Source organism: Streptomyces sp. NPDC052773, from assembly GCF_044547145.1.
In the GTDB taxonomy this organism is placed as follows: domain Bacteria; phylum Actinomycetota; class Actinomycetes; order Streptomycetales; family Streptomycetaceae; genus Streptomyces.
In genome coordinates this window covers 365,169-389,200 of the sequence record NZ_JBITZX010000002.1, presented here as the reverse complement: position 1 = coordinate 389,200, position 24,032 = coordinate 365,169, and the positions used below count along the sequence as shown (strand labels likewise).

The 24,032-nt window shown below is 73.8% G+C and carries 26 protein-coding genes and 3 pseudogenes; 18 read left to right on the top strand and 11 right to left on the bottom strand.

Annotation, left to right across the window (positions count from 1 at the left end; genetic code table 11):
• Positions 1–7 precede the first annotated feature (7 nt).
• Entirely contained in the window at positions 8–967 is a 960-nt protein-coding gene (locus tag ACIG0D_RS06850; RefSeq protein WP_399796764.1) for an LLM class F420-dependent oxidoreductase, read from the bottom strand.
• Between the two features lie 225 nt (positions 968–1,192).
• On the opposite strand from ACIG0D_RS06850, the gene ACIG0D_RS06845 reads away from it, so the two are divergent.
• From ACIG0D_RS06845 to ACIG0D_RS06785, 13 genes are all read left to right on the top strand, one after another.
• Positions 1,193–3,337, top strand: a complete 2,145-nt coding sequence (locus ACIG0D_RS06845; protein WP_399797081.1) for an FAD-dependent oxidoreductase — start codon at positions 1,193–1,195, stop codon at positions 3,335–3,337.
• Positions 3,334–5,187, top strand: a complete 1,854-nt coding sequence (locus tag ACIG0D_RS06840) for a transketolase (protein WP_399796763.1) — start codon at positions 3,334–3,336, stop codon at positions 5,185–5,187. Before ACIG0D_RS06845 ends, ACIG0D_RS06840 begins: the two co-directional genes overlap by 4 nt.
• Before the next feature lie 20 nt (positions 5,188–5,207).
• Positions 5,208–6,182 (top strand): non-homologous end-joining DNA ligase, encoded by a 975-nt coding sequence (ligD, locus tag ACIG0D_RS06835; protein ID WP_399796761.1) that lies wholly within the window; start codon positions 5,208–5,210, stop codon positions 6,180–6,182.
• 78 nt (positions 6,183–6,260) lie between these two features.
• The gene (locus ACIG0D_RS06830; protein WP_399796759.1) at positions 6,261–6,638 is read left to right on the top strand and encodes a gas vesicle protein; all 378 of its coding nucleotides are present in this window, start codon (positions 6,261–6,263) and stop codon (positions 6,636–6,638) included.
• A 52-nt stretch (positions 6,639–6,690) separates the two neighbouring features.
• On the top strand, positions 6,691–7,122 hold the full coding sequence (locus tag ACIG0D_RS06825) for a gas vesicle structural protein GvpA (RefSeq protein WP_399796757.1): 432 nt from the start codon (positions 6,691–6,693) through the stop codon (positions 7,120–7,122).
• Positions 7,119–7,907: a GvpL/GvpF family gas vesicle protein gene (locus tag ACIG0D_RS06820; protein WP_399796756.1), complete on the top strand. Its 789-nt coding sequence runs from the start codon at positions 7,119–7,121 to the stop codon at positions 7,905–7,907. Before ACIG0D_RS06825 ends, ACIG0D_RS06820 begins: the two co-directional genes overlap by 4 nt.
• 4 nt (positions 7,908–7,911) lie before the next feature.
• Positions 7,912–8,139: a gas vesicle protein GvpG gene (locus ACIG0D_RS06815; RefSeq protein ID WP_365761210.1), complete on the top strand. Its 228-nt coding sequence runs from the start codon at positions 7,912–7,914 to the stop codon at positions 8,137–8,139.
• Positions 8,136–9,434, top strand: a complete 1,299-nt coding sequence (locus ACIG0D_RS06810; RefSeq protein ID WP_399796753.1) for a hypothetical protein — start codon at positions 8,136–8,138, stop codon at positions 9,432–9,434. The genes ACIG0D_RS06815 and ACIG0D_RS06810 overlap by 4 nt, the downstream gene beginning before the upstream one ends.
• Positions 9,431–10,075: a hypothetical protein gene (locus ACIG0D_RS06805; RefSeq protein WP_399796752.1), complete on the top strand. Its 645-nt coding sequence runs from the start codon at positions 9,431–9,433 to the stop codon at positions 10,073–10,075. The genes ACIG0D_RS06810 and ACIG0D_RS06805 overlap by 4 nt, the downstream gene beginning before the upstream one ends.
• Positions 10,072–10,431: a gas vesicle protein gene (locus tag ACIG0D_RS06800; RefSeq protein ID WP_399796750.1), complete on the top strand. Its 360-nt coding sequence runs from the start codon at positions 10,072–10,074 to the stop codon at positions 10,429–10,431. Before ACIG0D_RS06805 ends, ACIG0D_RS06800 begins: the two co-directional genes overlap by 4 nt.
• The gene (locus tag ACIG0D_RS06795; RefSeq protein WP_399796748.1) at positions 10,431–11,237 is read left to right on the top strand and encodes a GvpL/GvpF family gas vesicle protein; all 807 of its coding nucleotides are present in this window, start codon (positions 10,431–10,433) and stop codon (positions 11,235–11,237) included. The genes ACIG0D_RS06800 and ACIG0D_RS06795 overlap by 1 nt, the downstream gene beginning before the upstream one ends.
• On the top strand, positions 11,234–11,416 hold the full coding sequence (locus ACIG0D_RS06790) for a gas vesicle protein (RefSeq protein ID WP_399796746.1): 183 nt from the start codon (positions 11,234–11,236) through the stop codon (positions 11,414–11,416). The genes ACIG0D_RS06795 and ACIG0D_RS06790 overlap by 4 nt, the downstream gene beginning before the upstream one ends.
• Before the next feature lie 68 nt (positions 11,417–11,484).
• Complete coding sequence (locus tag ACIG0D_RS06785; RefSeq protein ID WP_399797080.1) at positions 11,485–11,823, top strand: gas vesicle protein K; 339 nt, start codon at positions 11,485–11,487, stop codon at positions 11,821–11,823.
• A 20-nt stretch (positions 11,824–11,843) separates the two neighbouring features.
• On the opposite strand, the gene ACIG0D_RS06780 is transcribed toward ACIG0D_RS06785, so the two are convergent.
• The 3 genes from ACIG0D_RS06780 to ACIG0D_RS06770 all read right to left on the bottom strand — a co-directional run bounded on the left by ACIG0D_RS06780 (position 11,844) and on the right by ACIG0D_RS06770 (position 14,537).
• Entirely contained in the window at positions 11,844–12,014 is a 171-nt protein-coding gene (locus tag ACIG0D_RS06780) for a hydrophobic protein (RefSeq protein ID WP_365761198.1), read from the bottom strand.
• A 42-nt stretch (positions 12,015–12,056) separates the two neighbouring features.
• Entirely contained in the window at positions 12,057–12,878 is an 822-nt protein-coding gene (locus ACIG0D_RS06775; protein ID WP_399796745.1) for a methyltransferase domain-containing protein, read from the bottom strand.
• 171 nt (positions 12,879–13,049) lie between these two features.
• Entirely contained in the window at positions 13,050–14,537 is a 1,488-nt protein-coding gene (locus ACIG0D_RS06770; RefSeq protein ID WP_399796744.1) for a bifunctional phosphatase PAP2/diacylglycerol kinase family protein, read from the bottom strand.
• Between the two features lie 133 nt (positions 14,538–14,670).
• Here ACIG0D_RS06770 and ACIG0D_RS06765 point away from each other — a divergent pair.
• Both ACIG0D_RS06765 and ACIG0D_RS06760 read left to right on the top strand, forming a co-directional pair.
• Positions 14,671–14,910: pseudogene (locus ACIG0D_RS06765) on the top strand (histidine phosphatase family protein); the annotation flags it as partial.
• A 179-nt stretch (positions 14,911–15,089) separates the two neighbouring features.
• On the top strand, positions 15,090–16,709 hold the full coding sequence (locus ACIG0D_RS06760; protein ID WP_399796743.1) for an ABC-F family ATP-binding cassette domain-containing protein: 1,620 nt from the start codon (positions 15,090–15,092) through the stop codon (positions 16,707–16,709).
• Between the two features lie 64 nt (positions 16,710–16,773).
• Here ACIG0D_RS06760 and ACIG0D_RS06755 read toward each other — a convergent pair whose 3' ends face one another.
• Positions 16,774–17,892 (bottom strand): Vms1/Ankzf1 family peptidyl-tRNA hydrolase, encoded by a 1,119-nt coding sequence (locus ACIG0D_RS06755; RefSeq protein ID WP_399797079.1) that lies wholly within the window; start codon positions 17,890–17,892, stop codon positions 16,774–16,776.
• A gap of 59 nt (positions 17,893–17,951) precedes the next feature.
• Between ACIG0D_RS06755 and ACIG0D_RS06750 the strand changes: the two genes are divergently transcribed.
• Positions 17,952–18,290, top strand: a complete 339-nt coding sequence (locus ACIG0D_RS06750) for a DUF6158 family protein (RefSeq protein ID WP_399796741.1) — start codon at positions 17,952–17,954, stop codon at positions 18,288–18,290.
• A gap of 184 nt (positions 18,291–18,474) precedes the next feature.
• On the opposite strand, the gene ACIG0D_RS06745 is transcribed toward ACIG0D_RS06750, so the two are convergent.
• The 3 genes from ACIG0D_RS06745 to ACIG0D_RS06735 form a co-directional block, all read right to left on the bottom strand.
• Positions 18,475–19,017 carry a type 1 glutamine amidotransferase domain-containing protein gene (locus ACIG0D_RS06745; protein ID WP_365761186.1) on the bottom strand — a complete coding sequence of 181 codons (543 nt, stop codon included), beginning with the start codon at positions 19,015–19,017 and terminating at the stop codon, positions 18,475–18,477.
• A gap of 76 nt (positions 19,018–19,093) precedes the next feature.
• Positions 19,094–19,552 carry a CBS domain-containing protein gene (locus ACIG0D_RS06740; protein WP_399796739.1) on the bottom strand — a complete coding sequence of 153 codons (459 nt, stop codon included), beginning with the start codon at positions 19,550–19,552 and terminating at the stop codon, positions 19,094–19,096.
• The gene (locus ACIG0D_RS06735; protein ID WP_399796737.1) at positions 19,552–19,923 is read right to left on the bottom strand and encodes a DUF2795 domain-containing protein; all 372 of its coding nucleotides are present in this window, start codon (positions 19,921–19,923) and stop codon (positions 19,552–19,554) included. Before ACIG0D_RS06735 ends, ACIG0D_RS06740 begins: the two co-directional genes overlap by 1 nt.
• 132 nt (positions 19,924–20,055) lie before the next feature.
• On the opposite strand from ACIG0D_RS06735, the gene ACIG0D_RS06730 reads away from it, so the two are divergent.
• Positions 20,056–20,223, top strand: coding sequence for a hypothetical protein (locus ACIG0D_RS06730; RefSeq protein WP_399796735.1), 168 nt, complete (start codon positions 20,056–20,058; stop codon positions 20,221–20,223).
• A gap of 21 nt (positions 20,224–20,244) precedes the next feature.
• Here the strand turns inward: ACIG0D_RS06730 and ACIG0D_RS06725 are convergent.
• Both ACIG0D_RS06725 and ACIG0D_RS06720 read right to left on the bottom strand, forming a co-directional pair.
• A pseudogene (locus ACIG0D_RS06725) lies at positions 20,245–20,442 on the bottom strand (aldehyde dehydrogenase family protein); the annotation flags it as partial.
• A 59-nt stretch (positions 20,443–20,501) separates the two neighbouring features.
• A pseudogene (locus ACIG0D_RS06720) lies at positions 20,502–20,684 on the bottom strand (aldehyde dehydrogenase family protein); the annotation flags it as partial.
• A gap of 231 nt (positions 20,685–20,915) precedes the next feature.
• Between ACIG0D_RS06720 and ACIG0D_RS06715 the strand changes: the two are divergent.
• On the top strand, positions 20,916–22,226 hold the full coding sequence (locus ACIG0D_RS06715; protein ID WP_399796734.1) for an MFS transporter: 1,311 nt from the start codon (positions 20,916–20,918) through the stop codon (positions 22,224–22,226).
• A 102-nt stretch (positions 22,227–22,328) separates the two neighbouring features.
• On the opposite strand, the gene ACIG0D_RS06710 is transcribed toward ACIG0D_RS06715, so the two are convergent.
• Positions 22,329–24,011, bottom strand: a complete 1,683-nt coding sequence (locus tag ACIG0D_RS06710; protein WP_399796732.1) for an IclR family transcriptional regulator C-terminal domain-containing protein — start codon at positions 24,009–24,011, stop codon at positions 22,329–22,331.
• Positions 24,012–24,032 lie beyond the last annotated feature (21 nt).

Sequence of the window (24,032 nt, the reverse complement as noted above, 5' to 3'; positions counted from 1 at the left end):
CGCCCCGTCAGCTCCCCGGGAGCCGCGGCAGCACCTTGGTCCGGTAGAAGTCGAAGAAGCCGCGCTGGTCGGGGCCGATCTGGTTGACGTAGATCGTGTCGAACCCGGCGTCGGCGAACGCGGTCAGCGCCGCCACGTGCTCGTCCACGTCGTCCCCGCAGACGCCCTGCTCGGCGATCATCTCCTCGGTGACCAGCGGCTGGAGCTGCTCGAAGTGGCGCGGCGAGGGCAGGACCTGGCCCATCTCGCCGGGCAGGTACTCGTTGAACCACATCCGGTGCACCGTACGGACCGCCTCGTCGCGGTCGGTGCCGTAGCAGACCTTGGTGCCGCCGATGACCGGCTTGCTGCCCCCGCCGCCCTCGCGGAACCGCCACACCATGTCCGCCTCGGGCATCATCGTGATGTAGCCGTCTCCCACCCGGGACGCCAGTTCGGTCGCCTTCGGGCCGAAAGCGGAGACGTCGATCGGGACGGGCTCGTCCGGGAGCGTGTAGAGGCGGGCGTTCTCCACCGTGTAGTGGGTGCCGTGGTGGGTGACCTCCTCGCCCGTGAACAGGCGGCGCATCACGTGGATCGCCTCCTCCAGCATCTCCAGCCGGACGTCGGCGGGCGGCCAGGTGTGACCGAGGATGTGCTCGTTCAGGGCCTCGCCCGTGCCCACGCCGAGCCGGAACCGGCCGTTCGTCATCACCGCGCTCGTCGCCGCGGCCTGCGCCACCACCGCCGGATGGATCCGCACCGTCGGGCAGGTCACCGCCGTCTCGATCGGCAGCGACACCGCCTGCGAGAGCGCGCCGATCACCGACCACACGAACGGGCTCTCGCCCTGGGCGTCGTTCCACGGGTGGTAGTGATCCGAGATCCACAGCGACCGGAAGCCGGCCTGCTCGGCCATCCTGGCCTGTTCCACGAGGTCCGCGGGGCCGTGTTCCTCGCAGGAGAGGAAGTAGCCGTACTCGGGCATGGGGGGTACCTCCGCGACGGGCGGACGGGTGGGGGGTCCCGGGCCGAGTACCCGGCGCCCGGCGGGGAAACCGGGGACGTTTGGGTGCCCCGGGCACGGGGACGCGGATAGCTCGTACGCGCGTACTCGCCGGACGGGAGCACGCGTACGTCCTCGTACCCGCCCGTGAACCTGCCCGCGAACGGGCGAGACCGCCGGAGGCGCACTGTGAGTCGACCCCGCATCGTGATCGTCGGCGCCGGCTTCGCCGGCTACCGGACGGCCCGCACGCTGTCCCGGATGGCCCGGGACAAGGCCGAGATCACCCTGCTCAACCCGACGGACTACTTCCTCTACCTGCCGCTGCTGCCGCAGGTCGCCGCGGGTGTCCTCGAACCGCGCCGGGTCACCGTCTCGCTGTCCGGCACCCTGCCCCGGGTGCGGCTGGTGCTCGGCGAGGCCGGCCGCGTCGACCTCGACGCGCGCACCGTGCACTACACCGACCCCGAGGGCGGCGCCGGAACCCTGGAGTACGACCGGCTCGTCCTCGCCGCCGGCAGCGTCAACAAGCTGCTGCCCATCCCCGGCGTCGCCGAGCACGCGCACGGCTTCCGCGGCCTGCCGGAAGCCCTGTACCTGCGCGACCACGTCACCCGGCAGGTGGAGCTCGCCGCCTCCGACGACGACCCGAAGAGCTGCGCCGCGCGCTGTACGTTCGTCGTGGTCGGCGCCGGATACACCGGCACCGAGGTCGCCGCGCAGGGGCAGCTCTTCACCGACGCGCAGGTCCGCAAGCACCCGCTGCGGCAGGGCATGCGGCCCCGTTGGCTGCTGCTCGACGTCGCGCCGCGCGTCCTGCCCGAGCTCGACGAACGGCTCTCCCGCACCGCCGACCGGGTGCTGCGGGAGCGGGGCGTGGACGTGCGGATGGGCACGTCCGTGAAGGAGGCCACACACGGCGGGGTGCTGCTCACCGACGGCGAGTACGTCGAGACCCGCACCCTCGTGTGGTGCGTCGGGGTGCGGCCCGATCCGCTGGTCGCCTCGCTGGAGCTGCCGATGGAACGCGGCCGGCTGCTCGTCGACCCGCACCTCCAGGTGCCGGGCCGGCCCGAGGTGTTCGCCTGCGGTGACGCGGCTGCCGTGCCCGACCTGGAGAAGCCGGGCGAGTACACGCCGATGACCGCGCAGCACGCCTGGCGCCAGGGCAAGGTGTGCGCCCGCAACGTCGCCGCCTCGCTGGGCGCGGGGGAGCGGGTGGCCTACCGCCACCGCGATCTGGGGTTCGTCGTCGACCTCGGCGGCGCGAAGGCCGCGGCGAATCCGCTCGGCGTGCCGCTGTCCGGGCCCCTCGCCGGGGCCGTCACCCGCGGCTACCACCTCGCCGCGATGCCCGGCAACCGGGTGCGGGTGGCCGCGGACTGGCTCCTCGACGCGGTACTGCCCCGGCAGGCGGTGCAGCTCGGGCTCGTCCGCTCGTGGTCGGTCCCGCTGGACACGTCGTCGCCGGAGCTGGCCCGGGTGCCGGGGGACGAGGGCAGGAACAGGGGTGTGGTGCCGGGGGACGGGGGCGGTAGTGGCGGGACGTCGGGGGACGGGGGCGGCAGTGGCGGGGCGTCGGGGGACGGGGGAGAGGGGGACGACCGTACGGAGGCCGGGAGGCGGGCCGTGTCAGAGAATGCGAAGAATCGACCGGGTCCTGAACCCACGGCGGACGAGCCGGCGAAGAACCAGCCGGGTGGGGAGCCTGCCAAGAACCAGCCGGGTGGGGAGCCCGCCAAGAACCAACCTGGCGGGGAACCGGCCAGGAATCAGCCGGGCGGCGAGCCCGCCGAGAACCAACCCGGCCAAGCCGGTGGCGTCCGGCCCGGTGGCGGCCAACCCGGTGAAGCCCACCCCGGTGCGAGCCGGAACCGTCCGCTGGGGGCCGTCGTCGAGAGTGACGCCGAGTGGTCCGGGGTCGCCGGGCCGTTCCTGGACGCGGAGACGCCCGGTCCGGTCGGGTCCGCAGACATCGAACCGTCCGGGCCCGCCGAGACCGTGACCGGCGAAGAGGGGTCGAGCCCCGCCGAGCCGCACTCCGGCCCGGCGCGCGGCCCCGGACCGGCCGAGCCCCGCGCCGACCGCGAGCCGCCGGGACCGGCCGGGTCCGGCCCCGGGGCCGACGCCGAGTCCGGCGCCGAGCCGCCGGGACCGGTGCGCCGTCCCGAGACGGGCGCCGCCCCGCGGGCCGACCGCGAGCCGCCCGGAGCGGCCGGCGCCGACGCCGAGCCGCCGGGTGGCGGGGCCGGGCACCGGACGGGCCCCGAGCCTCCCGGGCCGGTCAGGAGTTCCGACCTGTCGAGGGACGACACCGAACCATCCGAACCCTCCGCCGAAGGAGAGCGATGAACACCGACGAACTCGTGGAGCTGGGACAGCAGTTGCGTGTCGACAGTGTGCGGGCGGCAGCCGCCGCCGGCTCCGGGCACCCGACGTCCTCCATGTCGGCCGCCGACCTGATGGCCGTCCTGCTGGCCAACCATCTGCGCTACGACTTCGACCGCCCCGACCACCCCGCCAACGACCGCTTCATCCTCTCCAAGGGACACGCGTCCCCCCTGCTGTACTCGGCGTTCAAGGCGGCCGGCGCCCTCGACGACGAGGAACTGCTGACGTTCCGCAAGAGGGGCAGCCGGCTGGAGGGACACCCCACGCCGCAGCGGCTGCCGTGGGTCGAGACCGCCACCGGATCGCTCGGCCAGGGCCTGCCGGTCGGGGTGGGAGTGGCGCTGTCCGGCAAGCGGCTGGAGCGCTCCGACTACCGCGTGTGGGTGCTGTGCGGCGACAGCGAGCTGGCCGAGGGCTCCGTGTGGGAGGCCGCCGAGCACGCGGGCCACGAGCACCTGGACAACCTCATCGTGATCGTCGACGTCAACCGGCTCGGCCAGCGCGGCCCGACCCGGCACGGCCACGACCTCGACGCCTACGCCCGCCGCTTCCGCGCCTTCGACTGGCACACCGTGGAGATCGACGGCCACGACGTCGACGCGATCGACCGCGCCTACGGAGAGGCGATCTCCACCAAGGGCCAGCCGACCGCGATCCTCGCCCGCACCCTCAAGGGCAAGGGCGTCGAGGGCGTCCAGGACCGGGAGGGCCTGCACGGCAAGCCGCTCCCGGACGCCGACGAGGCCATCGCCGAGCTGGGCGGGCCGCGGGATCTGCGGGTGCGGGTGCACGAGCCGCCCGCCGACCGGGTCCTGCGTGCCGTCCGCACCGGGTCGGCCGTCGACCTCCCCGAGTGGGAGCGCGGCGGCGACAAGGTGGCCACCCGCGACGCGTACGGCAAGGCCCTCGCCGCCCTCGGCGGCGTCCGTGACGACGTCGTCGCCCTCGACGGCGAGGTGAGCGACTCCACCCGGGCCGAGTACTTCGCCAAGGAACACCCCGACCGCTTCTTCGAGTGCTACATCGCCGAACAGCAGCTGGTCGCCGCCGCGGTGGGTCTCGCCGCCCGCGGCTGGGTCCCGTACGCCTCCTCCTTCGCGGCCTTCCTCACCCGCGCCTACGACTTCGTGCGGATGGCGTCGGTCAGCGGCGCCGGGATCAACCTGGTCGGCTCGCACGCGGGGGTGGCGATCGGGCAGGACGGGCCGTCGCAGATGGGCCTGGAGGACCTGGCCATGTTCCGGGCGGTGCACGGCTCGACCGTGCTGTACCCCTGCGACGCCAACCAGACGGCCCGGCTGGTCGCCGAGATGGCCGGCCTCGACGGCATCCGCTATCTGCGCACCTCGCGCGGCAAGACCCCGGTGCTGTACGGCCCCGACGAGGAGTTCCCCGTCGGCGGCAGCAAGGTGCTGCGCTCCTCCGACCGGGACCGGCTCACCCTCGTCGCGGCCGGTGTGACCGTCCCGGAGGCGCTGGCCGCCGCCGACGCCCTCGACCGGGAGGGCATCCAGGTGCGGGTCGTCGACCTGTACTCGGTCAAGCCCGTCGACCGGCTCACCCTCCGGCAGGCCGCCGAGGAGACCGGCTGCCTGCTGACGGTGGAGGACCACCACCCCGAGGGCGGCCTCGGCGACGCCGTCCTCGACGCCTTCCTCGACGGACGGCCCATGCCGCGCCTGGTGCGCCTCGCGGTCCGTACGATGCCGGGCTCCGCCTCGCCCGAGGAGCAGCTGCACGCCGCCGGCATCGACGCCGAGTCGATCGCCGCGTCCGTACGCCTGCTGGTGGAGCAGGCGGTGGTGCCGTGAGCGGTGCCGGAGACGGCGCCGTGAGGGGCGCCGGAAGCGGTGCCGGAGCACGCACGGTGCGGGCGGGCCGCCGTACGGTCGAGGTACGGCGGCCCGCCAAGGTGCTCTTCCCGGGCGGCGACGGCCACCCGGAGTACACCAAGGGTGACCTCGTCGACTACTACCGGGCGGTCGCGCCCTTCCTGCTGCCCCAGCTGCGCGGCAGGCCGCTGATGCTGGAGATGCACCCCGACGGCATCGACGGGCCCCGCTTCATGCAGAAGAACACCCCGGAGAGCTACCCGGACTGGATCACCCGGGTCGAGGTGCCCAAGGAGGGCGGCACGGTGTGCCACACCGTGTGCGACGACTCCGCGACCCTCGTCCACCTCGCCGGCCAGGCGTGCGTCACGCTGCACCGCTGGCTGTCGCGCACCGGCCTCCCCCAGTCTCGGCTGCGCTCGAGCGGGGGGACCCCCATCGACCACCCCGACCGGATGGTCTTCGACCTCGACCCGGCGGGCGACGACTTCGCGCCCGTGCGGGAGGCGGCCGGGCTGCTCGGCGAACTCCTGGACGCGCTGCGGCTGCCGTCGGCCCTGATGACGACCGGTTCGCGCGGTCTGCACGTGATCGTGCCGCTGACGGGCCGTCACCACTTCGACGAGGTACGGCGGTTCGCGCGGGACGTCGCCGACACCCTCGCCGCCGCGCACCCGGACCGGCTCACCACCGCGGCCCGCAAGAAGGACCGCGGCGACCGCCTCTACCTGGACGTCCAGCGCAACGGCTACGCCCAGACCGCCGTCGCCCCCTACACCGTCCGCGCCCGCCCCGGCGCGCCCGTCGCGGTGCCCGTCGCCTGGGACCAGCTCGACGAACCGGACTTCGGCCCGCGCCGCTGGACCATCGCCGACGCCGTCGACCAGGCTCGCACCAACCCCTGGGCGGGCGTGATGAGCCGGGGCCGAGCCCTCGGACCGGCGCGGCGCAGGCTCGACGCGTTGCGCGGCTGATGACACGCAGACCCACCCGCTCTGGCCTGCCACAGGTTTGGCCAGCGGATGTGCGGCCACCCGACCCAAGAGGTGGCCATGTCGAACACAGATCGCACATCACATTCGCAGAGTTCACAGAAAAAACGAACCGACAGCACGGATAACACCGAAAACTCCCATACGACCACGACGGCGGACGACCGGCCGAGCCCGATGGAGGTGCTGCGCCAGGCGCGCGCCCAGCTCGCCGAACTCACCGGCATGACCGCCGAGTCCGTGTCGTCCTTCGAACAGACGGAGGACGGCTGGTCCCTTGAGGTCGAGGTGCTCGAACTCGAGCGCGTGCCCGACACGATGAGCCTGATGGCGAGCTATCAGGTCGAACTCGACCCCCAGGGCCAACTCACGGGCTACCGGCGCATCCGCCGCTACGAACGCGGGCGGGCCGACGCACAACGGTCCGGCGGCCGCTAGGCCGTCCACCCGCCCGCCCCACACACGAGCAGAGAAGGAGGGATCGGTCGGCATGACCGTTGTCCCGGCACAGCAGACCGGATCGGGAGGCGGCTCCAGCGGCCTCTACGACGTCCTGGAGCTCGTCCTCGACCGAGGGCTCGTCATCGACGCCTTCGTGCGGGTCTCCCTGGTCGGCATCGAGATTCTGAAGATCGACGTACGGGTCGTCGTCGCCAGCGTCGACACCTACCTGCGCTTCGCCGAGGCCTGTAACCGCCTCGACCTGGAGTCCGGGCCGCGCAAGAGCCCGGGCCTGCCCGACGTCGTCGGCCAGATCACCGAGTCCGGTGCGCGCGGCAAGTCCAAGGGCGCGCTGTCCGGCGCCGCGCAGACCATCTCGGACGCCTTCAAGCAGGCCCGCGACGAGGGCGCCGAACCCGAGTCCAAGTCGTCACGCACCCGCCAGAGCAGCAGCAGCCGCCGGAAGGAGGAGCAGGAGTGAGCACCTACGTCTACGGCATCGCCGCGCGCTCCCACCCCGGGCTCCCGGACGGCATGGACGGCGTCGGCGACCCCGCCCGCCCCGTGCGGATCCTGAAGGAGGGCGAGCTGGCGGCCATCGTCAGCGACGCGCCCGAGGGGCTGCGCCCCAAGCGACGGGACCTGGTCGCCCACCAGAACGTGCTCTCCGAGGCCGGCGCCGCCGGCTGTGTGCTGCCCATGCGGTTCGGCAGCCTGGCCCCGGACGACGCGGCGGTCACCGGCGTCCTCGCCGAACGCGCCGAGCACTACCAGGAGCGGCTGCGGGCCCTCGACGGCAAGGTCGAGTACAACATCAAGGCCACGCACATCGAAGAGGCCGTACTGCACCACGTGATGGCCGAGGACCCCGAGATCCGCTCCCTCGCCGAGGCCAACCGGCAAGCGGGCGGCGGGAGTTACGAGCAGAAGCTGCGGCTCGGCGAGATGGTCGCCGCCGCGGTGAAGGCAAAGGAGGCCGAGGACGGCGCCGCGGTCCAGCGGCTGCTGGAACAGGCCGCCGAGGCGATCAGCGTCGGACCCGAGTCCACCGGCTGGCTGCTCAACATCTCGTTCCTGGTGGACCGGGACGAGCCCGGCCCCTTCCTCACCGCCGTCGACCAGGCCCGCGAGAGCCTGCCTCACCTGGAGCTGCGCGTGAACGGGCCGCTGCCGCCGTACAGCTTCGTCGACCCCGGCCCCGCCGAGCACGCGGGCAGCGCGGCGGGCGGCGTCGGAGCGGCCGGCGGAGTCGGCGCGGAGGGGTGAGCCCGTGGGACTGATCGGAGAAGTGCTCATGCTGCCGCTCGCCCCGGTGCGCGGCAGCGCCTGGGCCGTCAGACAGGTCCTGCGCGAGGCGGAGCGGATCTACTACGACCCCGCCACCGTCCGCGCGGAACTCGCCCGGCTGGAGGAGCAGTTGACGGCCGGGGAGATCACCGAGGAGGAGTTCGACCGCCGCGAGGACGAACTCCTCGACCGGCTGGAGCATTCGCCGTGACACGGCGGCTGGTTGTCCTGGCCGCGCTCTTCCTGATCCGTCGGCGGCTGCGCGCGCTGTCCCGGCAGCTCCGGGAGCACCCGCAGTTCCGGGAGATCGAGGAACAGCTCCGCGAGGACCTGCGGGGTGTGCCGGCCGCCGCGGCGGACACCCTGGCCCGCTGGGCCGAACGCCGCCTCGACGCCCTCGCCGACCGGCTGCACGAGCGTACGCGGGAGATCCACGCGAGTCTCGGCGCCGGGACCGGCGGGAGCGCCGGGGCGGCGGGCGACGCGGAGCCTGAGTGGCCGGACGAGGACGACGAGGACGACGTGGCGCCGCAGGCTGCGGCCGGGCTGTTGGCCGACCACCCGCAGGTGCTGGAGGGCGTGGTCGACCTGCTGGGCGACGACCCCGAAGTGCTGGAGGGGGTGGCCGAGGCGCTGGCCTCGGACCCCGAGGCGATGGAGGCCGCGATCGAGCTGCTGGGCGCGCCCCGTGAAGCCGAGCCGGTGGAGGGGGACGTCGAGCCGACGGCGGACGAGGCGGACGATGTCGTGTCGGGGGACGGTGACGCAGACCCCCCGGGTGGTGACGCCGACGCCGACGCCGATGCCCGGGCCCATGCCCGTGTCCGTGACGATGACGCCGACTCCCAGGGGAGCGGCGTCGTCGCGCGGGAAGTGTCGGAGGAGCGGCCCGCGTCCGAGCCGGAGCCGGCGTCGGGGCCGGCCGCGGAGTCGAAGTCCGCGTCGCAGGAGACGAAGTCGGCCCGGGACCCGAAGAGCGGGACGCGGGCCGCGGGCACGACGAGCCGGGCCGGGAGCGCGGGGACGAGTGCCGCGCGCACGGCCGAGAAGGCCACCGCCAGGAAGGCGAGGAGGACTTCTGCCGCGCAGTCGGGGAGTAGGCAGTCCTCGGCCGGGAAGGCGCCGGGCAGGAAGCCGCCGACGACGACGTCGGCGGTGGAACGGACCGCCGCCCGCCGGACGGCGTCCGAGAAGGCGGCAGAACCTGCCAGGGAGGGCGCCGCGCGTGCCCCGAGGGCGGCCGACCCGCCCGCCAAGGGGGTCGCGAGCGCCGCCAGGGGCACGGCGAAAACCGCGAAGACAACGTCGCGTGGCGCGAAGGGCACGTCGCGTGGTGCGAAAGGCACGCCAAGTGCAAGGAAGGGCACCGCGAGTGCCGGCAAGGGCACGGCGCGTGCCGGGGAGACGTCAGCGCGTGCCGGGAAGGCGTCCGCGCGTGCCGGAAAGGCGTCCGCGCGTGCCGCGAAGACGTCCGCGCGTGCCGTGGAAGGAGGAGAGGACCGATGACCGGGGTTCGTGCACCGGCGGTGTCCGGCCGTCGCGGCCTGCTCGGGGAAGTGGCCCGGAGCGAGGCCGCCGAGCGGCTGAGGGCGGAGGCCAGGGAGTATCTGGCCGCCCAGGTGCGGCGGCTGCTCACCGAGGCCGGCCGCCGGCTCGGCGCGGCCACGGTCCGGCTCACCGACATCGCCGAGGGCCGCGACCCCGGCTTCGCCCGGCTGGCCCGGGACACGGGCCGCAAGCTCGTCGAGGGCAAGAACCCGGCGCGGGCCGCGCTGGAGATCGCCGCCGCCCGGGCGGCGGCCCGCCCGTTCACGGTCGTCGAGCAGATCGACGTCGGTGTACCCGCGCGTACGGCGTTCGAGGTATGGGCGCTCCACCCGGACGCCCGGCCCGCCCCCGGCGACCGGCTCGTGTGGACCGCGCGCGGTCTGCGCGGCGTGGTCTCCTTCCACCCGCTCGGCGACGACCTCACCCGGGTGCTGCTGGTCGCCGAGGGGACCGGCAGCCCACTGGGGCTGCCGCGCCGCCGGGCCCGGCGCGACCTGGAGGACTTCGCCCGGCACGTCACGTTGCGCGGGGTACCCGAAGGGGACAGCCCGGACGCCCTGCCAGAGAACACCAGGCCGACCTCAGGGAGCCGCCGATGACCACCGCCAGCAGGCTCCCTGAGCCGTACGGCCGCGACGGGGGCGCCAACCTCGCCGACATCCTGGAGCGGGTGCTCGACAAGGGCGTCGTCATCGCGGGCGACATCCGGATCAACCTCCTCGACATCGAGCTGCTCACCATCAAGCTGCGGCTCATCGTCGCCTCCGTCGACAAGGCGAAGGAGATGGGCATCGACTGGTGGGAGGAGGACCCGGCCCTGTCCTCCCGCGCCCGCCGCGAGGAGCTCGCCCGCCGGGACGACACCGCCCGGCACGAGGAACTCGCCCGCGAGAACGCCGAGTTGCGGGCGCGACTGGCGGCCCTGGAGGCCGGCCGTACCCGGGAGGAATCCTGATGACCACCGGACTTCGCTACGTCTACGCCGTCTGCCGCCCCTTCGGCACGCCGCTGCAGTCCCAGCTGACGGGCGTCGGCGGCGCCCCGCCCCGGCTGCTGCACCACCACGGCCTGGTCGCCGTCGTCAGTACGGTGCCCGAGCGGCACTTCGCCGAGGAGCCGCTGCGCGCCCACCTGGAGGACCTGGACTGGCTCACCGAGACCGCCCGCGCCCACCAGCAGGTGATCGACGCGCTCACCACGGTGACCACTCCGCTGCCGCTCAGACTGGCCACCGTCTTCCGGGACGACAGCGCGGTACGGACGATGATGGAGGCCCGCGAAGAGTTCTTCCGGCGGACCCTCGACCGGCTGGACGGGCGGGTGGAATGGGGCGTGAAGATCTACGCGGAAACAGAGCCCGAAGAATCCGGTGAGCCGGAACCGAGTTCCGGGAATGCCGCCTCGGGCCGGGATTATCTCCGGCGGCGCAGCGCCCGTGTCCGCACCCGAGAAGAGCGCTGGGAGAAAGCGGAGAATTTCGCCACACGCCTGCACGAAACGCTTTCCGAGTACGCCGAGGATTCCCAACTGCATGCCCCGCAGAATCCGGCGCTTTCGGGCCAGTCCGGACGGAATGTGCTCAACGCCGCCTATCTCGTCCCGCGGAACCGTTCCGAGGAATTCGTGGAACTGGTGGACCGTACGAAGGACGACCCTTCCGGAATGCGTGTGGAACTCACCGGCCCGTGGGCGGCCTACTCCTTCGTCGGCGACGTCGCCCTGGAGGACGAAGAGGAGAACGGGGAGGGCGACCTGCCGTGACCGTCGTGGAACGCCGTGAGATCGCCCTGGTGGACCTGCTCGACCGGCTGCTGGCCGGCGGGGTCGTCATCACCGGTGACATCACCCTGCGCATCGCGGACGTCGATCTCGTCCGTATCGATCTGAACGCGCTGATCAGCTCGGTGAACGCGCAGGTGCCCTCGCCGTGGGAATCGTGAGGCGCCGCGTGGGAATCGTGAATCGTCGATCGTGGGAGGGATGAGCCGTGACCGTGAGCGGGGAGGACATGACGCGGGCGGACGTGCCGCAGGAGCACGCGGCGCCGGAGGGCGGGACGCGGGCGCCGAGCAGGCGGCGCCGGCTGGAGCTGGAGCCCGACACCGTCGAGCGTGACCTGGTGAAGCTGGTGCTCACCGTCGTGGAACTGCTGCGCCAGCTCATGGAGCGGCAGGCGGTGCGCCGGTTCGACGCCGGTGATCTGACCGAGGAGCAGGAGGAGCGGATCGGGCTCACGCTGATGCTGCTCGACGACCGGATGACCGAGCTGCGCGAGCGCTACGGACTGCGGCCCGAGGACCTGAATCTGGACCTCGGGCCGCTGGGACCTTTGCTGCCCCGGGACTGAGACTCACGCCCCGGGATTCCTCACCACCGATACCACCGTCCCCGGGACCCGGCCGCCGTCGTACCGCGCAGCAGGAATCCGAGCAGCCAGACGACGAGAACGGCCACGGCGATCCACCACAGGACTTCCACGGCGAATCCGGCACCGAAAAGTATCAGCGCCAAAAGCAATACGAGCAGGATGGGAACCATATTTAGAACCTCCTGCCCTACGGGTTTCCCGAAATTCGCCGATCAGGCTTCTTTGCGGCACAGAATTTCGCCGTGCAGAACGGTGAACCAGGCGTCCTCGCGCCGCCCCCACTCCCGCCAGGCGTCCGACACCGCCCGCAGTTCCTCCTCGGTGGCGTGGCCGCCGCCGACGGCGACGTCCGCGTACGCGGAGGCCAGGGTGCGGTCCGCCCACAGTCCGCTCCACCAGGCCCGCTCCTGCGGGGTGGAGAACGTCCAGGTGGAGGAGGTCGCCGTGATGTCGGTGAGTCCCGCCCGCAGCGCCCACGACTTCAGCCGGCGCCCGGCGTCCGGCTCGCCGCCGTTGGCGCGGGCCACCCGTCGGTACAGCGCCAGCCAGGCGTCCATCCCGGGCGAGGCCGGATACCAGGTCATCGCGGCGTAGTCGGAGTCCCGTACCGCGATGTAGCCGCCCGGCCGCACCACCCGCCGCATCTCGCGCAGTGCCCGCACCGGGTCGCCGACGTGCTGGAGCACCTGGTGGGCGTGGACCACGCAGAACGTGTCGTCCGGGTGGTCCAGAGCGTGCACGTCCGCCACCGCGAAGTCGATGTTGCGCAGGCCCCGCTCCTCGGCCGTCGCCCGCGCCTGCTCCAGCACGCCGGCGGCCCGGTCGACGCCCGTGACATGTCCGTCGGGGACCAGCGCCGCCAGGTCGGCGGTGATGGTGCCGGGCCCGCAGCCGATGTCCAGGACCCTCATGCGGGGCTCCAGGACGCCGAGCAGATAGGCGGCGGAGTTGGCGGCCGTCCGCCAGGTGTGCGACCGCAGCACCGACTCGTGGTGGCCGTGCGTGTAGACGGCGGTCTCTCGCGCTCTCGGCATGGCTGTGCCCCTTTTTCTCGCCTTCCCGGCATGACGGGCCCCCGCGCGGCCGAGACCCCGCGGGCGCACCGTCACCCTAGAGCGCATGCCGAATGGTGAGACAGTCCGTATCGGATAGTGGTCTGATGCTCAGTCAGGAAGCGTGGCTCGTCGCTGCACCGCCCGGGCGCCTCACGTCACCGGGCGGTACACCGCCAGCGCCTCCGGATCCTTCTCCAGCGTCACCTCGCCCTCCACCTCGGTGACTTCACCGTCGTAGGCGAGCAGCGTGCCCGGCGCCACGTCCGACAGGCGCAGCCGGGGGACCCGGACCGCCGCGTGGGCGGGCGAGCGGGTCAGCGGGCCGGCGAAGGCGGCGGCGAGCAGGCGCAGCGCGGGGCGGCGCCCACCGTGCACCACGCGGACGTCCAGCAGCCCGTCCGCCAGGTCCCGGCGGCGGCCGGGGGCGAGGCCCATGCGGTGGTAGGTGCCGTTCCCGGCGAACAGCAGCCACAGCGGACGGGGCCGGCCGCCCACTTCGGCCTCCAGCGGATGCCGGTCGGCGCGCAGCACCCGTACCGCCGCGAGCACCCCGGCCGGCCAGCCGCCGATCCGGTGCGACCAGCGGTCCCGCTCGCGCACCAGCTCCGGATAGACGCCCAGCGAGCAGGTGTTGAGGAAGATGCCGCGCCGCGCACCGCAGGAGTACCGGCCGACGTCCACCCGCACGCCCTCGCCCCGCCGGACGGCACGGACGAACGAGCGCACGTCCTCCACGCCCAGATCGAGGGCGAAGTGGTTGAGGGTGCCGCCCGGCAGCACCGCGAGCGGCAGTCCGTGCCGCAGGGCGACCTCGGCGGCGGCGTTCACCGTGCCGTCGCCGCCGCACACCCCGAGCACCCGGGCCCGCTCGGCGGCCTTGCACAGCTCGGCGGCCACGTCCTCGGGGGCGCATTCCACGATCTCCGCGCGGGGCAGCGCCTCCCGCAGGCCGCGCACCCGGTCGGCGGTGCCCGCGCCGGTGTTGACGACCATGATCAGCCCCTCGCCCTCGGGCAGCGCGGGCAGTTCGGCGCGCGGCCGGGCGGGCGTCGCGTACCGGTCCCGGGTCGGCACCATGCCCCGTACGGCGAACGCGGCGCCCACCCCGAGGGCGGCACCGGCGGCGACGTCGCTCGGGAAGTGGACGCCGGTGTAGACGCGGGACATGGCCACCGAGAACGCCACCGGCGCGATCGCCGCGCCCCACGCGGGCGACTCCATCGCCACCCCCGCCGCGAAGGCCGCCGCCGACGCCGCGTGCCCGGACGGGAACGACGTGGTGATCGGCTGGCGCTTCAGATGCCGCACCGCCGGCACCGGGTCGAGTACCGGCCGGGGGCGGCGCACCGAGCGCTTGCCCACGGTGTTGATGGTGAGTGAGGCCAGGGTCAGCGAGGCGAGTCCGCGCGCGGCGGCACGGCGGCCCCGGGGCGTACGGCTCGCCGCCATCGCCGCGGCCGTCGCGAACCACAGCACCCCGTGGTTGGCGCTGCGGCTGAGGCGTGGCAGGACGGGCTCGGCGGCCGGCCAGTGCTGTGCGGCGGCGAACTCGAACAGGCGGCAGTCGAGGGCGAGCAGGCGGTTCCGGAGCGGATGGCGGCCGGGGCGCGGGGCGGTCAGATCGACATCTGGGCTCATACGGCAGCGGGTACCCGGAACCGCCCGTCCCCTGTCCTGGCGGCGGGACCGGCACCCGGAGGACCCACGCGGCTGCTCCTCGTCCGTCACGGCCGGACCCCGTCCGACGTGGACTTCCTGCTCGACACGCGAGGAGGCCGCCCGTACCGGCGCCGGCACGGTCGCCCTGGTCGGTCACGGCGCAGCGATCCGGATGTGGACCGCGGCCCGCGCCCACAACGTCGACGTGCCCTTCGCCGCCGCGCACCCCCTCGACAAAACCGGCGTCGTCGCCCTGGAGGGCTCGCCCGCCGACGGCTGGAAGGCACTGACCTGGGCGGGCGCCACGGTCGCGCCGCGCGGCGAGGGCGGCCCGGCCGGCCGCCCCGTCGACGCTCGCCCCGGCGCGGGACGACCGACGACCGGACGACGGAGGACTGCGCCCGGAGGACTGGACGACCGGACAACTGGACGATCGGAGGACCGGACGACCGGACGACCGAGGCCGGGACCACTGGACAACCGGTTAAAGCGTTTGCCGCCCGGACGACCCCGCCCGGAGAATGCGGCCCCATGGGACATCTGGAAGCCGCACACCTCGAGTACCACCTACCCGACGGCAGGACGCTGCTCGGTGATGTCTCCTTCCGGGTGGGCGAGGGCGCGGTCGCCGCCCTCGTCGGTCCCAACGGCGCCGGCAAGACGACCCTGCTGCGGCTGATCTCCGGGGAACTCATCCCCCACGGCGGCACGGTCACCGTGAGCGGCGGACTCGGCGTGATGCGGCAGTTCGTGGGGTCCGTACGGGACGAGACGACCGTACGCGACCTGCTGGTGTCCGTCGCGCCGCCCCGTATCCGCGAGGCCGCGCGCACCGTGGACAAGGCCGAGCACGCCATCATGACCGTCGACGACGAAGCCGCCCAGCTCGCCTACGCGCAGGCCCTCGCCGACTGGGCGGAGGCGCGCGGCTACGAGGCGGAGACGCTGTGGGACATGTGCACCACGGCCGCGCTCGGCGTGCCGTACGAGAAGGCACAGTGGCGGCAGGTGCGCACCCTCTCCGGCGGTGAGCAGAAACGCCTCGTGCTGGAGGCGCTGCTGCGCGGCACCGACGAGGTGCTGCTCCTCGACGAGCCGGACAACTACCTGGACGTGCCGGGCAAGCGCTGGCTGGAGGAGCGCCTGAAGGAGACCCGCAAGACGGTGCTCTTCGTCTCCCACGACCGGGAACTCCTCGCCCGCGCCGCCGAAAAGATCATCTCGGTGGAGCCGGGCCCGGCCGGCGCCGACGCCTGGGTGCACGGCGGCGGCTTCGCCACCTACCACGAGGCCCGCCGCGAGCGCTTCGCCCGCTTCGAGGAGCTGCGCCGCCGCTGGGACGAGAAGCACGCCCAGCTGAAGAAGCTGGTGGTGAACCTGCGGCAGGCCGCGTCCGTCAGCCACGAGATGGCCTCCCGCTACGCCGCCGCCCAGACGCGGCTGCGCAAGTTCGAGGAGGCCGGACCGCCGCCGGAGCCGCCGCGCGAGCAGGACATCCGCATGCGGCTCAAGGGCGGCCGCACCGGCGTGCGGGCCGTCACCTGCCAGGGCCTGGAGCTGACCGGCCTGATGAAACCGTTCGACCTGGAGATCTTCTACGGCGAACGGGTCGCCGTCCTCGGCTCCAACGGCTCGGGCAAGTCCCACTTCCTGCGGCTGCTCGCCGGTGAGGACGTGGCGCACACGGGGCAGTGGAAGCTGGGCGCGCGGGTCGTGCCCGGGCACTTCGCGCAGACCCACGCCCACCCGGAGCTGATGGGCCGCACCCTCCTTGACATCCTGTGGCGGGAGCACTCCCAGGACCGGGGCGCCGCCATGTCCCGCCTGCGCCGCTACGAGCTCACGGGGCAGGCCGAGCAGACCTTCGACCGGCTCTCCGGCGGCCAGCAGGCCCGCTTCCAGATCCTCCTGCTGGAACTGGCCGGCGCGACCGCCCTGCTCCTGGACGAGCCCACCGACAACCTCGACCTGGAGTCCGCCGAGGCGCTGCAAGAGGGCCTGGAAGCCTTCGACGGCACCGTCCTCGCCGTCACCCACGACCGCTGGTTCGCCCGCTCCTTCGACCGCTACCTGGTCTTCGGCAGCGACGGCCGCGTCCGCGAGACGCCGGAACCGGTCTGGGACGAACGCAGTGTGGAACGGGCGCGCTAGGGCCGCCGACGGGCCGGTGGAGCCAGGGCGCCGACCGGCCGACGATGGCCGGTCGGCCGGGTTGTCAGCTCCAGCGGAGCAGGGCGCCCAGGCCGCCCACGGGGACGTCCTCGCGTCGGGCCTCGGAGGCTGTGGCCACCGAGATCGCCGGGGCCGCGGTGGCGACCGCCGAGCGGATCAGGGCGTCGTCGGCGCGGGCCGGCCAGGAGTTCTGCTCGCCGAGGATCTTCAGATCCGTACGCCGCACCGCCAGCTGGTCCGGGTCCTCGCCGATCCACACCTCGCGGTGGTTGTCGGGGCCGTCGGGGCGGATCAGCAGCTCGTCGATACGGTGCTCGCGGGCCGCCTCGACCAGCGCGGGCACGCCCTCCGCCGCCATCACGCGGCCCTCGGAGTCCGGGGCGCGGCTCGCCAGGAACCGCTCCAGCTCCGCGTCGGCGCGGGCCCGCTCGTGCTCGGCGCGGGCCTTCTCCACCTCCGCGTCCAGAAGCCTGCTGCCCGCCCCGTGCGAGGCCTCGACCACCCGGTCGTGCAGCCGCTGCGGCAGCCGGTCGCGCACCGCGTGCCGCTCCCGCTCCTCGCCGACGAGGATCAGCAGATCGGCCCGGGTCTCCTCCTGGCAGACGGCGAGCGCGTCGGCGATCTCCGCCGCGTTGTGCTCCCAGGTGTTCTCCACCCGCAGCTGGAAGTGGCGCTCCGACCAGTCGACCGAGCTGGTCCGGTGCACCGGCCACTGCCGGCCGGCGACCGACCCGGCGTCCTCGCGGGTCACCGCGGAGCGCAGCTCGAAGTCGGCGCCCTTGCGGTCGATGTAGGCCACCACGCACAGGGCGTCCTCGCCCTCCAGGTCGAGCAGCGGCGCGGTGCGCGGCAGCGGCGCCCAGGCGGCCCAGCTGCCGCCCTGCGGGGGCCGGGCCAGGGACGGGTCGAGGACGACGTCACCCGCCCGGGCGAACAAGGCCCGCCCGTAGGGCTCGGAGGAATGCCGCAACTCCTCGATCGCGTCCCGTACGGCGTCGCAGGTGGCCTCGTCGGCGCCCTGGTCCCGTAGGTCCCGGGCCATCGCCTCGGCCGTGAGATGCCGCTGGTGGGGGGTGTCCTCCGCGTGCGCGGAGAGGTCGACGTACACGGAGGCCCACGGCCCCGGATGTTCGTACAGTGGATTCAGGAACGCGAGGTCCATGGCTCCCTCCCGGATGCCGTCGGGGGTAGTGCTCATCACCGCGCGGGTACCCGGACCGCATGAACGAACACGACGAGCGGGGCACCACGATGACCGGAGTCGACCCGGGCCGGCTGGACGACCAGCAGCTCATGAAGGAGCTGGAGACGATCCACCGCACGCGCCACGACACGCTGCTCTATGGCTCGAACGACGCGCTGCGGGCGCACAACGACCGCATGGCCCAGCTGGAGGGCGAGTACCTGCGCCGCAACCCGCGCCGCTTCGTCGCCGCGGGCCGCACCCGTGACGGCGCGCGCGAACGCGCGGCCACGGACAACGGGGCGCAGGGCGCGTCCCGGGAGGAGCGCACGCCGGTCGGGAAGTGGGGGCCGGGCGACAGCGGAGCGCCGCGCTAGCGGGAGCCGTGGCGGCGGCACACAGTCGCGCGCACGCGCACAGCCCACAGACATGGCCACACTCAGAGACACCCACGGATACGCACAGACACCCACAGAGACGGACACGAGGACGCCGCCGGGGCCCGCAGGCTCCCGGCGGCGTCTGTCCCTCAAGCGGTCGCGTCCCCACTCGGGCTGCCGGTCAGGCGGTCTCCCGCGCGAAGACGTCGAGGAACGCCTCGCAGAACGCCTTGAGGTCGTCCGGCTTGCGGCTGGTGACCAGCTTGTTCGAGCCCCGCTCGCAGACCACGACCTGCTCGTCGACCCAGGTGCCGCCCGCGTTGCGGATGTCGGTCCGCAGGCTCGGCCAGGAGGTCAGCTCACGGCCCCGGACGACGTCCGCCTCGACGAGCGTCCACGGCGCGTGGCAGATCGCCGCCACCGGCCGCCCCCGGGTGAAGAAGTCCCGTACGAACGCGACGGCCTTCTCGTCCATGCGCAGGAAGTCGGGGTTGGCCACCCCGCCCGGCAGCACGAGCGCGTCGAAGGAGTCGGCGCTCGTCTCGCCGACGACCTCGTCCACCCGGAACGTGTCCGCTTTGTCGAGGTGGTTGAACGCCTGGATCTCGCCGGGCTTCGTGGACACGAGCACCGGCTGGTGTCCGGCGTCCTCGGCCGCCTGCCAGGGGTCGGTCAGCTCGACCTGCTCGACGCCCTCGGGTGCGGTCAGGAATGCGATACGCATGATGAATCGACGTCCCTTCGTCAACGTCCTGGTGACTTGGGGCGCGCCTTGCGGCGGGCCCCGTGGCGGGCTCCCCTCACACGGGGCCTCGGACGTCGGGCCCCGCGTGGTGGCCGGCGTCGTCCGGCGCGGCCCGCGAGATGTCCGCCAGGGCGCTGTCCGGGTCCTGCGCCACGGCGAGGTCACCGAGGCTGACCATGCCGACCGGCAGCCCGTGCTCCACCACCGGCAGCCGGCGCACCGCCTTCTCGCGCATCAGCGCCACGGCGGTCGACACCGGGTCGTCCGGCGTCACGACCGCCGGATGCGGGGTGCACACCTGCCCGGCGCTCACCGTGAGCGGATCGCGGCCCTCGGCGACGGCCCGCACCGTGATGTCCCGGTCGGTGAGCATGCCCACGACGTCCTGTCCGTCCGCCACCACCACGTCGCCTATGTTCTGGCTGCGCATCAGCCGCGCGGCCTCGACGAGCGAGGCGTCCGGGCGGACGGCCACCACACCCGGGGTCATCACCTCCCTCACGTAGTCGGCCATCACGGGGCCTCCTCCCGACGGGTCAGCGCCTCGGCCAGTTCCTGGACGTTGGCGTAGCGGGCCCCGCGCGGCAACCGGGTCAGCGGCTCGATCAGCGCGTCCGGCGCGTTGTGCCGGCGCAGCTCGCCGATCAGCTCGCCCGGTCCGGCCGGGAAGGGCCTGCGGCCGAGCACCCGCCCCAGCTCCAGCCGGGTCTCCTCCAGGGAGCCCAGTCCCGGTCCGCCCGCCACGCGCGGATCGTCGTCGGCGGAGGGCTCGGGATCGTGCCACTCCTCGGTACGGGTGGAATGGCCCGACCGCAGCATGCCCTGCAGTTGGTGTTTCATCTCGTCGTCCCGGTGCACGCTCAGTCGGTCACTGCCTCGCTGCATGTCTCCCTCCAGATCTCCGGGGGTGGGCACCGCGTACCCGAGGGACGCAAGCCGACACGGGGTTTGCCCACCCGATCGGGGGAGACCCGACCCTGGCCCCCCGCGCCTCCCCCTCTGGCGGAAGGACAGGCCATGGCGGTCCTCGCTGTGCTCCTCCCGTTCGTGCTGCTCGGCATGGTGCTGGCGCTCGGGCGTTACGAAGAGAAGATCCTGCCGGCGGACCGGGATCCGGACCCGGCCCCCGCCGCCCGGCCCGCCGCCCGCCATCGCAGGCCGCGCCGGGCGCCGCTGAGCAGCTGAGGGGGCAGGCGCCGCGGCGGCTCAGAACGGGTAGCGGGCGTGCCGGGTGGCCAGGGTGACCCAGCGGGTGTTGGAGAACGCCTCGATGCCCCACCGGCCGCCGAACCGGCCGTAGCCGGACGCCTTGGCGCCGCCGAACGGGGCCTGCGGCTCGTCACCGACGGACTGGTCGTTGATGTGCACGATCCCGGTCTGTATCCGGCGCGCGACCCGGAGCCCGCCCGGGCGTCGAGCACGTCGGCCGCGCAGAGGAAGACCGCGCGGCGGTCGAAGGGACTGAGCGCTGCCCAGGTGCCGAACGCGGCGTCGGCGGCGGCCACGGCCCGCTCGACGTCCTCCGGACCGGCGGCGGCCACGGTGGCGTAGGTCTCGCCCGTGAACGGGCTGATGTCCGGGGTGGTCCGGCCGGAGGCGGCCGGGGTTTCCTTGCCACCGATCAGCAGGTCACGGGTGACGGTCATGAGGGGTGCCTCCGCGCATGTTCGTGTAGTGAAAAAGTATTCACTCATTACGTGCGGGCGAGTCTGCAGCCGGTGAGAAGTGCCTGTCAATGCGTGCGCGAGGCATTGACGCGGGCCCCGCGGGCGGCCAAACTCACCCAGCCCAGGAAGTGAAGCAAGTTTCACCACGCGAACACACGTGGACAACGGCCTGGGTGCGACCCCTTCGCCTCCCGTACCCCAGGGACAGAGATGACCTCATTCCGCTCCGTCTTCCCCGTCCTCGCGCTGTGCTGGCTCGCCGTCTTCTTCGACGGCATGGACGTCAACATCTACGGCGCCGTGATGCCGTACATGCTCGACGACCCGGGCCTCGGCCTGACCGCCGCCGACGCGGGCACCATCGGCAGCTGGACCACCTTCGGCATGCTCATCGGCGCGCTGCTCGCCGGAAACGTCACCGACTGGCTGGGCCGCCGCCCCATGCTCGTCGCCAGCGTCGTCCTCTTCTCCCTCGGCTCCGGCCTGTGCGCCGCCGCGGGCAGTCCCGGCATGTTCGGCGCCGGCCGGTTCGTCGCCGGGCTCGGGCTCGGCGGGCTCATGCCGCTGTGCCTGGCGATGGTGCTGGAGTTCGCCCCGCCGCGCCGGGCCGCGCTCACCACCGGGCTGCTGATGACCTCGTACCATGCGGGCGGCATGGCGGCGACCGGCCTCGGCCTGACCCTCGCGCCCGCCGCCGGCTGGCGCTGGGTGTTCTGGGCGGGTGCGCTGCCGGCCGTCATCGCCGTCCCGCTCCTGCTGAAGCTGCTGCCCGAGTCGCCGGGCGTCCTGCTGGCCCGGGGCCGCCGCGAGGCGGCGTACGCCGTCGCCGACCGCTACGGCCTGCCCCGCCCCGCCCCGGTCGCCGCGCCCGGCGCCGGCGCGAAGGGGCGGCTTGCCGCGATCCGCGAGCTGTTCCGCCCGGAGTCGCGCTGGGCCACCCCGCTGCTCTGGCTGGCGTCCTTCTGCGGACTGCTGCTGGTGTACGGCGTCTCCACCTGGCTGCCGCAGATGATGCGTTCCTCCGGCTACGGCGTGGACTCCTCGGTGTCCTTCCTGATGGTCATCAACGCGGGCGGCATCGTGGGCATGCTCATCGCGGGCCGCACCGCCGACCGCTTCGGCGCCGTCCGGGTCTCGGCGATCTGGTTCGTGCTCACCGCCGCCGGCGCCCTGCTGCTGCGCAACGAGCTGCCGCTCGGCGTCACCTACCTGGTCGTGGCCGTCACCGGCGTCTGGCTGTTCAGCGCGCAGGTCATGGTCTACGCCGCCACCGGCACCGTCTACCGCGACAGCGAGCGCGCGGCCGGGCTGGGCTGGGTCACCGGCGTCGGCCGCACCGGCGCGATCGTGGGCCCCTGGCTGATCGGCGTCCTCGCCCAGAACGGAAACGAGACCTGGGGCTTCACCGCGTTCGCCCTGACCGGCACGGTCGGCGCCGTGGCCATCGCCCTGGTCCCCCTGGCCCGCCGCCTCGGCGGCCCCCGCGCGAAGACCCCGGCTCCGGCGACGGCACAGGCCTGACGCGACGGTGCCGCGGCCCCGGCCTGCGGCCCGGTCCGGCCGGTACGCCGGTGAACTCCGGCCGCCGGTACGCCAGTGAACGCTGCCGGTACGCCAGTGAACTCAGACCACCGGCACGTCGGTGAACCGCCCCGCGATGTGCAGGTCGGCCTCGATGCGGGCCACCTCGGTCCGCAGCTCCGGCAGTACCCGCTCCACGCACTCCTCGACGGTGCGGTGGCTGGCGTGCATGGCCACGTTGACGGCCGCGACGACGGTTCCGGCGCGGTCGTGCACCGGGACCGCGATGGACCGCAGGCCCACCTCCAGTTCCTCGTCGACGAGGGCGTACCCCTCCAGCCGTGCGCGTTCGAGCAGGACGGCGAGGTCGCCCGGGTCGGTGACCGTGTGCGGGGTGAGCGGGGTGAGCCGGGTGCGGGCGAGCCGGTCCGCGCGTTCGGCGGGCGGCAGTCCGGCCAGCAGGACGCGGCCCATCGAGGTGGCGTGGGCCGGGAAGCGGGTGCCGACGGTGATGTCGGCGGTCATGATCCGCCGGGCCGCCGCGCGGGCCGTGTACCGCACGTCGTCGCCGTCGAGCACCGCCAGCGACGAGGAGTCGTGCAGCCGCTCGGTGAGGGCTTCCAGGTGCGGTGCGGCGATCCTCGGCAGCGTGGTCCGGGACAGCGGCGGGAAGCCCAGCCCCAGCACGCGCGGGGTGAGCCGGAAGGCGCGGCCCTCCTGCGCGACGTAGCCGAGGTGTTCGAAGGTGATCAGGGCGCGGCGGGCGGTCGCCCGGGCGAGTCCGGTCGCCTCGGCGACGGCGGTCAGGGTGAGCGCGCCGCGGCCCTCCCCGAAGGCCGTCAGCACGGTCAGCCCGCGCGCCAGCGACTCGTTGAAGGTCCGGCCGAGCTCCTGCTTGGACGCGCCGGTCCAGGCGGCGAGGCCCGACGGGCCGGGCGTCCGCTCCCCGCCCACCGCGGGGACGGCCAGGTCCCGCTCCATGGCCTCGACGGTGGCCCGCAGCCGGGGCAGCAGCCGCTCGCGCAGCGATCCGGTGCTGTGCCGGCTGGTGTGGCTCACCACGCTCACGGCGCACACCGGCGTCCCGTCCGGGGCGTGCACGGGCACCGCCAGGGCGATGAGTCCGGGCTCGATCAGCTGGTCGTCGAGCGCGAAGCCCCGCTCGGCGGCGAGCCGCACCGCCGTATGGAACTCCGTGTCCGTCGGACGCCCGGCCGACCGGTGCGGCGGCAGCGCCGGAAAGCCCTCCTCCGCGGGGTCGGCGGCGCGCCGGGCCCGCCAGCGCGCCCAGTCCTCCTCGCCCCACCGGGCGGCGAACAGCGCGCCCGGCGCGGTGCGCTCCGCGGGCAGCAGATCGCCGATGCGGAAGCTGACGGACATGGTGCGGCGCCGGGTGGTCTGGTGGATGAACCGGATGCCGTCGCCGTCGGGCACCGCGAGGGACACCGACTCGTCCAGCTCGTCGGCGAGCGCGTGCGCGGCCGGACCGAGCAGCGCGGGCAGCCGCAGCGCGGCCAGATAGGCGTTGCCCAGCTCCATCAGGCGCGGCGCGAGCAGCACCGTCCGCCCGTCCAGGCGGACGTACCCCATGCGGGCCAGGGTGCCGACCACCCGGTCGAGGGTGGAGCGGGCCAGGCCGGTCGCCCGCTCCAGGTCGGCGAGGGTGAGCTCCCCGTCGGCGTCGGTGAGCCGGCGCAGCACCGCCAGCCCGCGCATCAGCGGCGCGACGGCCTCCGCGGGAACCGCCTCGGAGGGCTCCGCCGTGCGGGTCTCGTTCGGGGGCATGGGCGCTCCGTGCTCGTGGCG

Bases quoted from the DNA above. Each gene is read 5' to 3' on its own strand.
- ACIG0D_RS06850 (WP_399796764.1), bottom strand. From the start codon at position 967: ATGCCCGAGTACGGCTACTTCCTCTCCTGCGAGGAACACGGCCCCGCG.
- ACIG0D_RS06840 (WP_399796763.1), top strand. From the start codon at position 3,334: ATGAACACCGACGAACTCGTGGAGCTGGGACAGCAGTTGCGTGTCGAC.
- ACIG0D_RS06830 (WP_399796759.1), top strand. From the start codon at position 6,261: ATGTCGAACACAGATCGCACATCACATTCGCAGAGTTCACAGAAAAAA.
- ACIG0D_RS06825 (WP_399796757.1), top strand. From the start codon at position 6,691: ATGACCGTTGTCCCGGCACAGCAGACCGGATCGGGAGGCGGCTCCAGC.
- ACIG0D_RS06805 (WP_399796752.1), top strand. From the start codon at position 9,431: ATGACCGGGGTTCGTGCACCGGCGGTGTCCGGCCGTCGCGGCCTGCTC.
- ACIG0D_RS06800 (WP_399796750.1), top strand. From the start codon at position 10,072: ATGACCACCGCCAGCAGGCTCCCTGAGCCGTACGGCCGCGACGGGGGC.
- ACIG0D_RS06795 (WP_399796748.1), top strand. From the start codon at position 10,431: ATGACCACCGGACTTCGCTACGTCTACGCCGTCTGCCGCCCCTTCGGC.
- ACIG0D_RS06785 (WP_399797080.1), top strand. From the start codon at position 11,485: ATGACGCGGGCGGACGTGCCGCAGGAGCACGCGGCGCCGGAGGGCGGG.
- ACIG0D_RS06780 (WP_365761198.1), bottom strand. From the start codon at position 12,014: ATGGTTCCCATCCTGCTCGTATTGCTTTTGGCGCTGATACTTTTCGGT.
- ACIG0D_RS06775 (WP_399796745.1), bottom strand. From the start codon at position 12,878: ATGCCGAGAGCGCGAGAGACCGCCGTCTACACGCACGGCCACCACGAG.
- ACIG0D_RS06770 (WP_399796744.1), bottom strand. From the start codon at position 14,537: ATGAGCCCAGATGTCGATCTGACCGCCCCGCGCCCCGGCCGCCATCCG.
- ACIG0D_RS06760 (WP_399796743.1), top strand. From the start codon at position 15,090: ATGGGACATCTGGAAGCCGCACACCTCGAGTACCACCTACCCGACGGC.
- ACIG0D_RS06755 (WP_399797079.1), bottom strand. From the start codon at position 17,892: ATGGACCTCGCGTTCCTGAATCCACTGTACGAACATCCGGGGCCGTGG.
- ACIG0D_RS06750 (WP_399796741.1), top strand. From the start codon at position 17,952: ATGAACGAACACGACGAGCGGGGCACCACGATGACCGGAGTCGACCCG.
- ACIG0D_RS06745 (WP_365761186.1), bottom strand. From the start codon at position 19,017: ATGCGTATCGCATTCCTGACCGCACCCGAGGGCGTCGAGCAGGTCGAG.
- ACIG0D_RS06740 (WP_399796739.1), bottom strand. From the start codon at position 19,552: ATGGCCGACTACGTGAGGGAGGTGATGACCCCGGGTGTGGTGGCCGTC.
- ACIG0D_RS06735 (WP_399796737.1), bottom strand. From the start codon at position 19,923: ATGCAGCGAGGCAGTGACCGACTGAGCGTGCACCGGGACGACGAGATG.
- ACIG0D_RS06730 (WP_399796735.1), top strand. From the start codon at position 20,056: ATGGCGGTCCTCGCTGTGCTCCTCCCGTTCGTGCTGCTCGGCATGGTG.
- ACIG0D_RS06715 (WP_399796734.1), top strand. From the start codon at position 20,916: ATGACCTCATTCCGCTCCGTCTTCCCCGTCCTCGCGCTGTGCTGGCTC.
- ACIG0D_RS06710 (WP_399796732.1), bottom strand. From the start codon at position 24,011: ATGCCCCCGAACGAGACCCGCACGGCGGAGCCCTCCGAGGCGGTTCCC.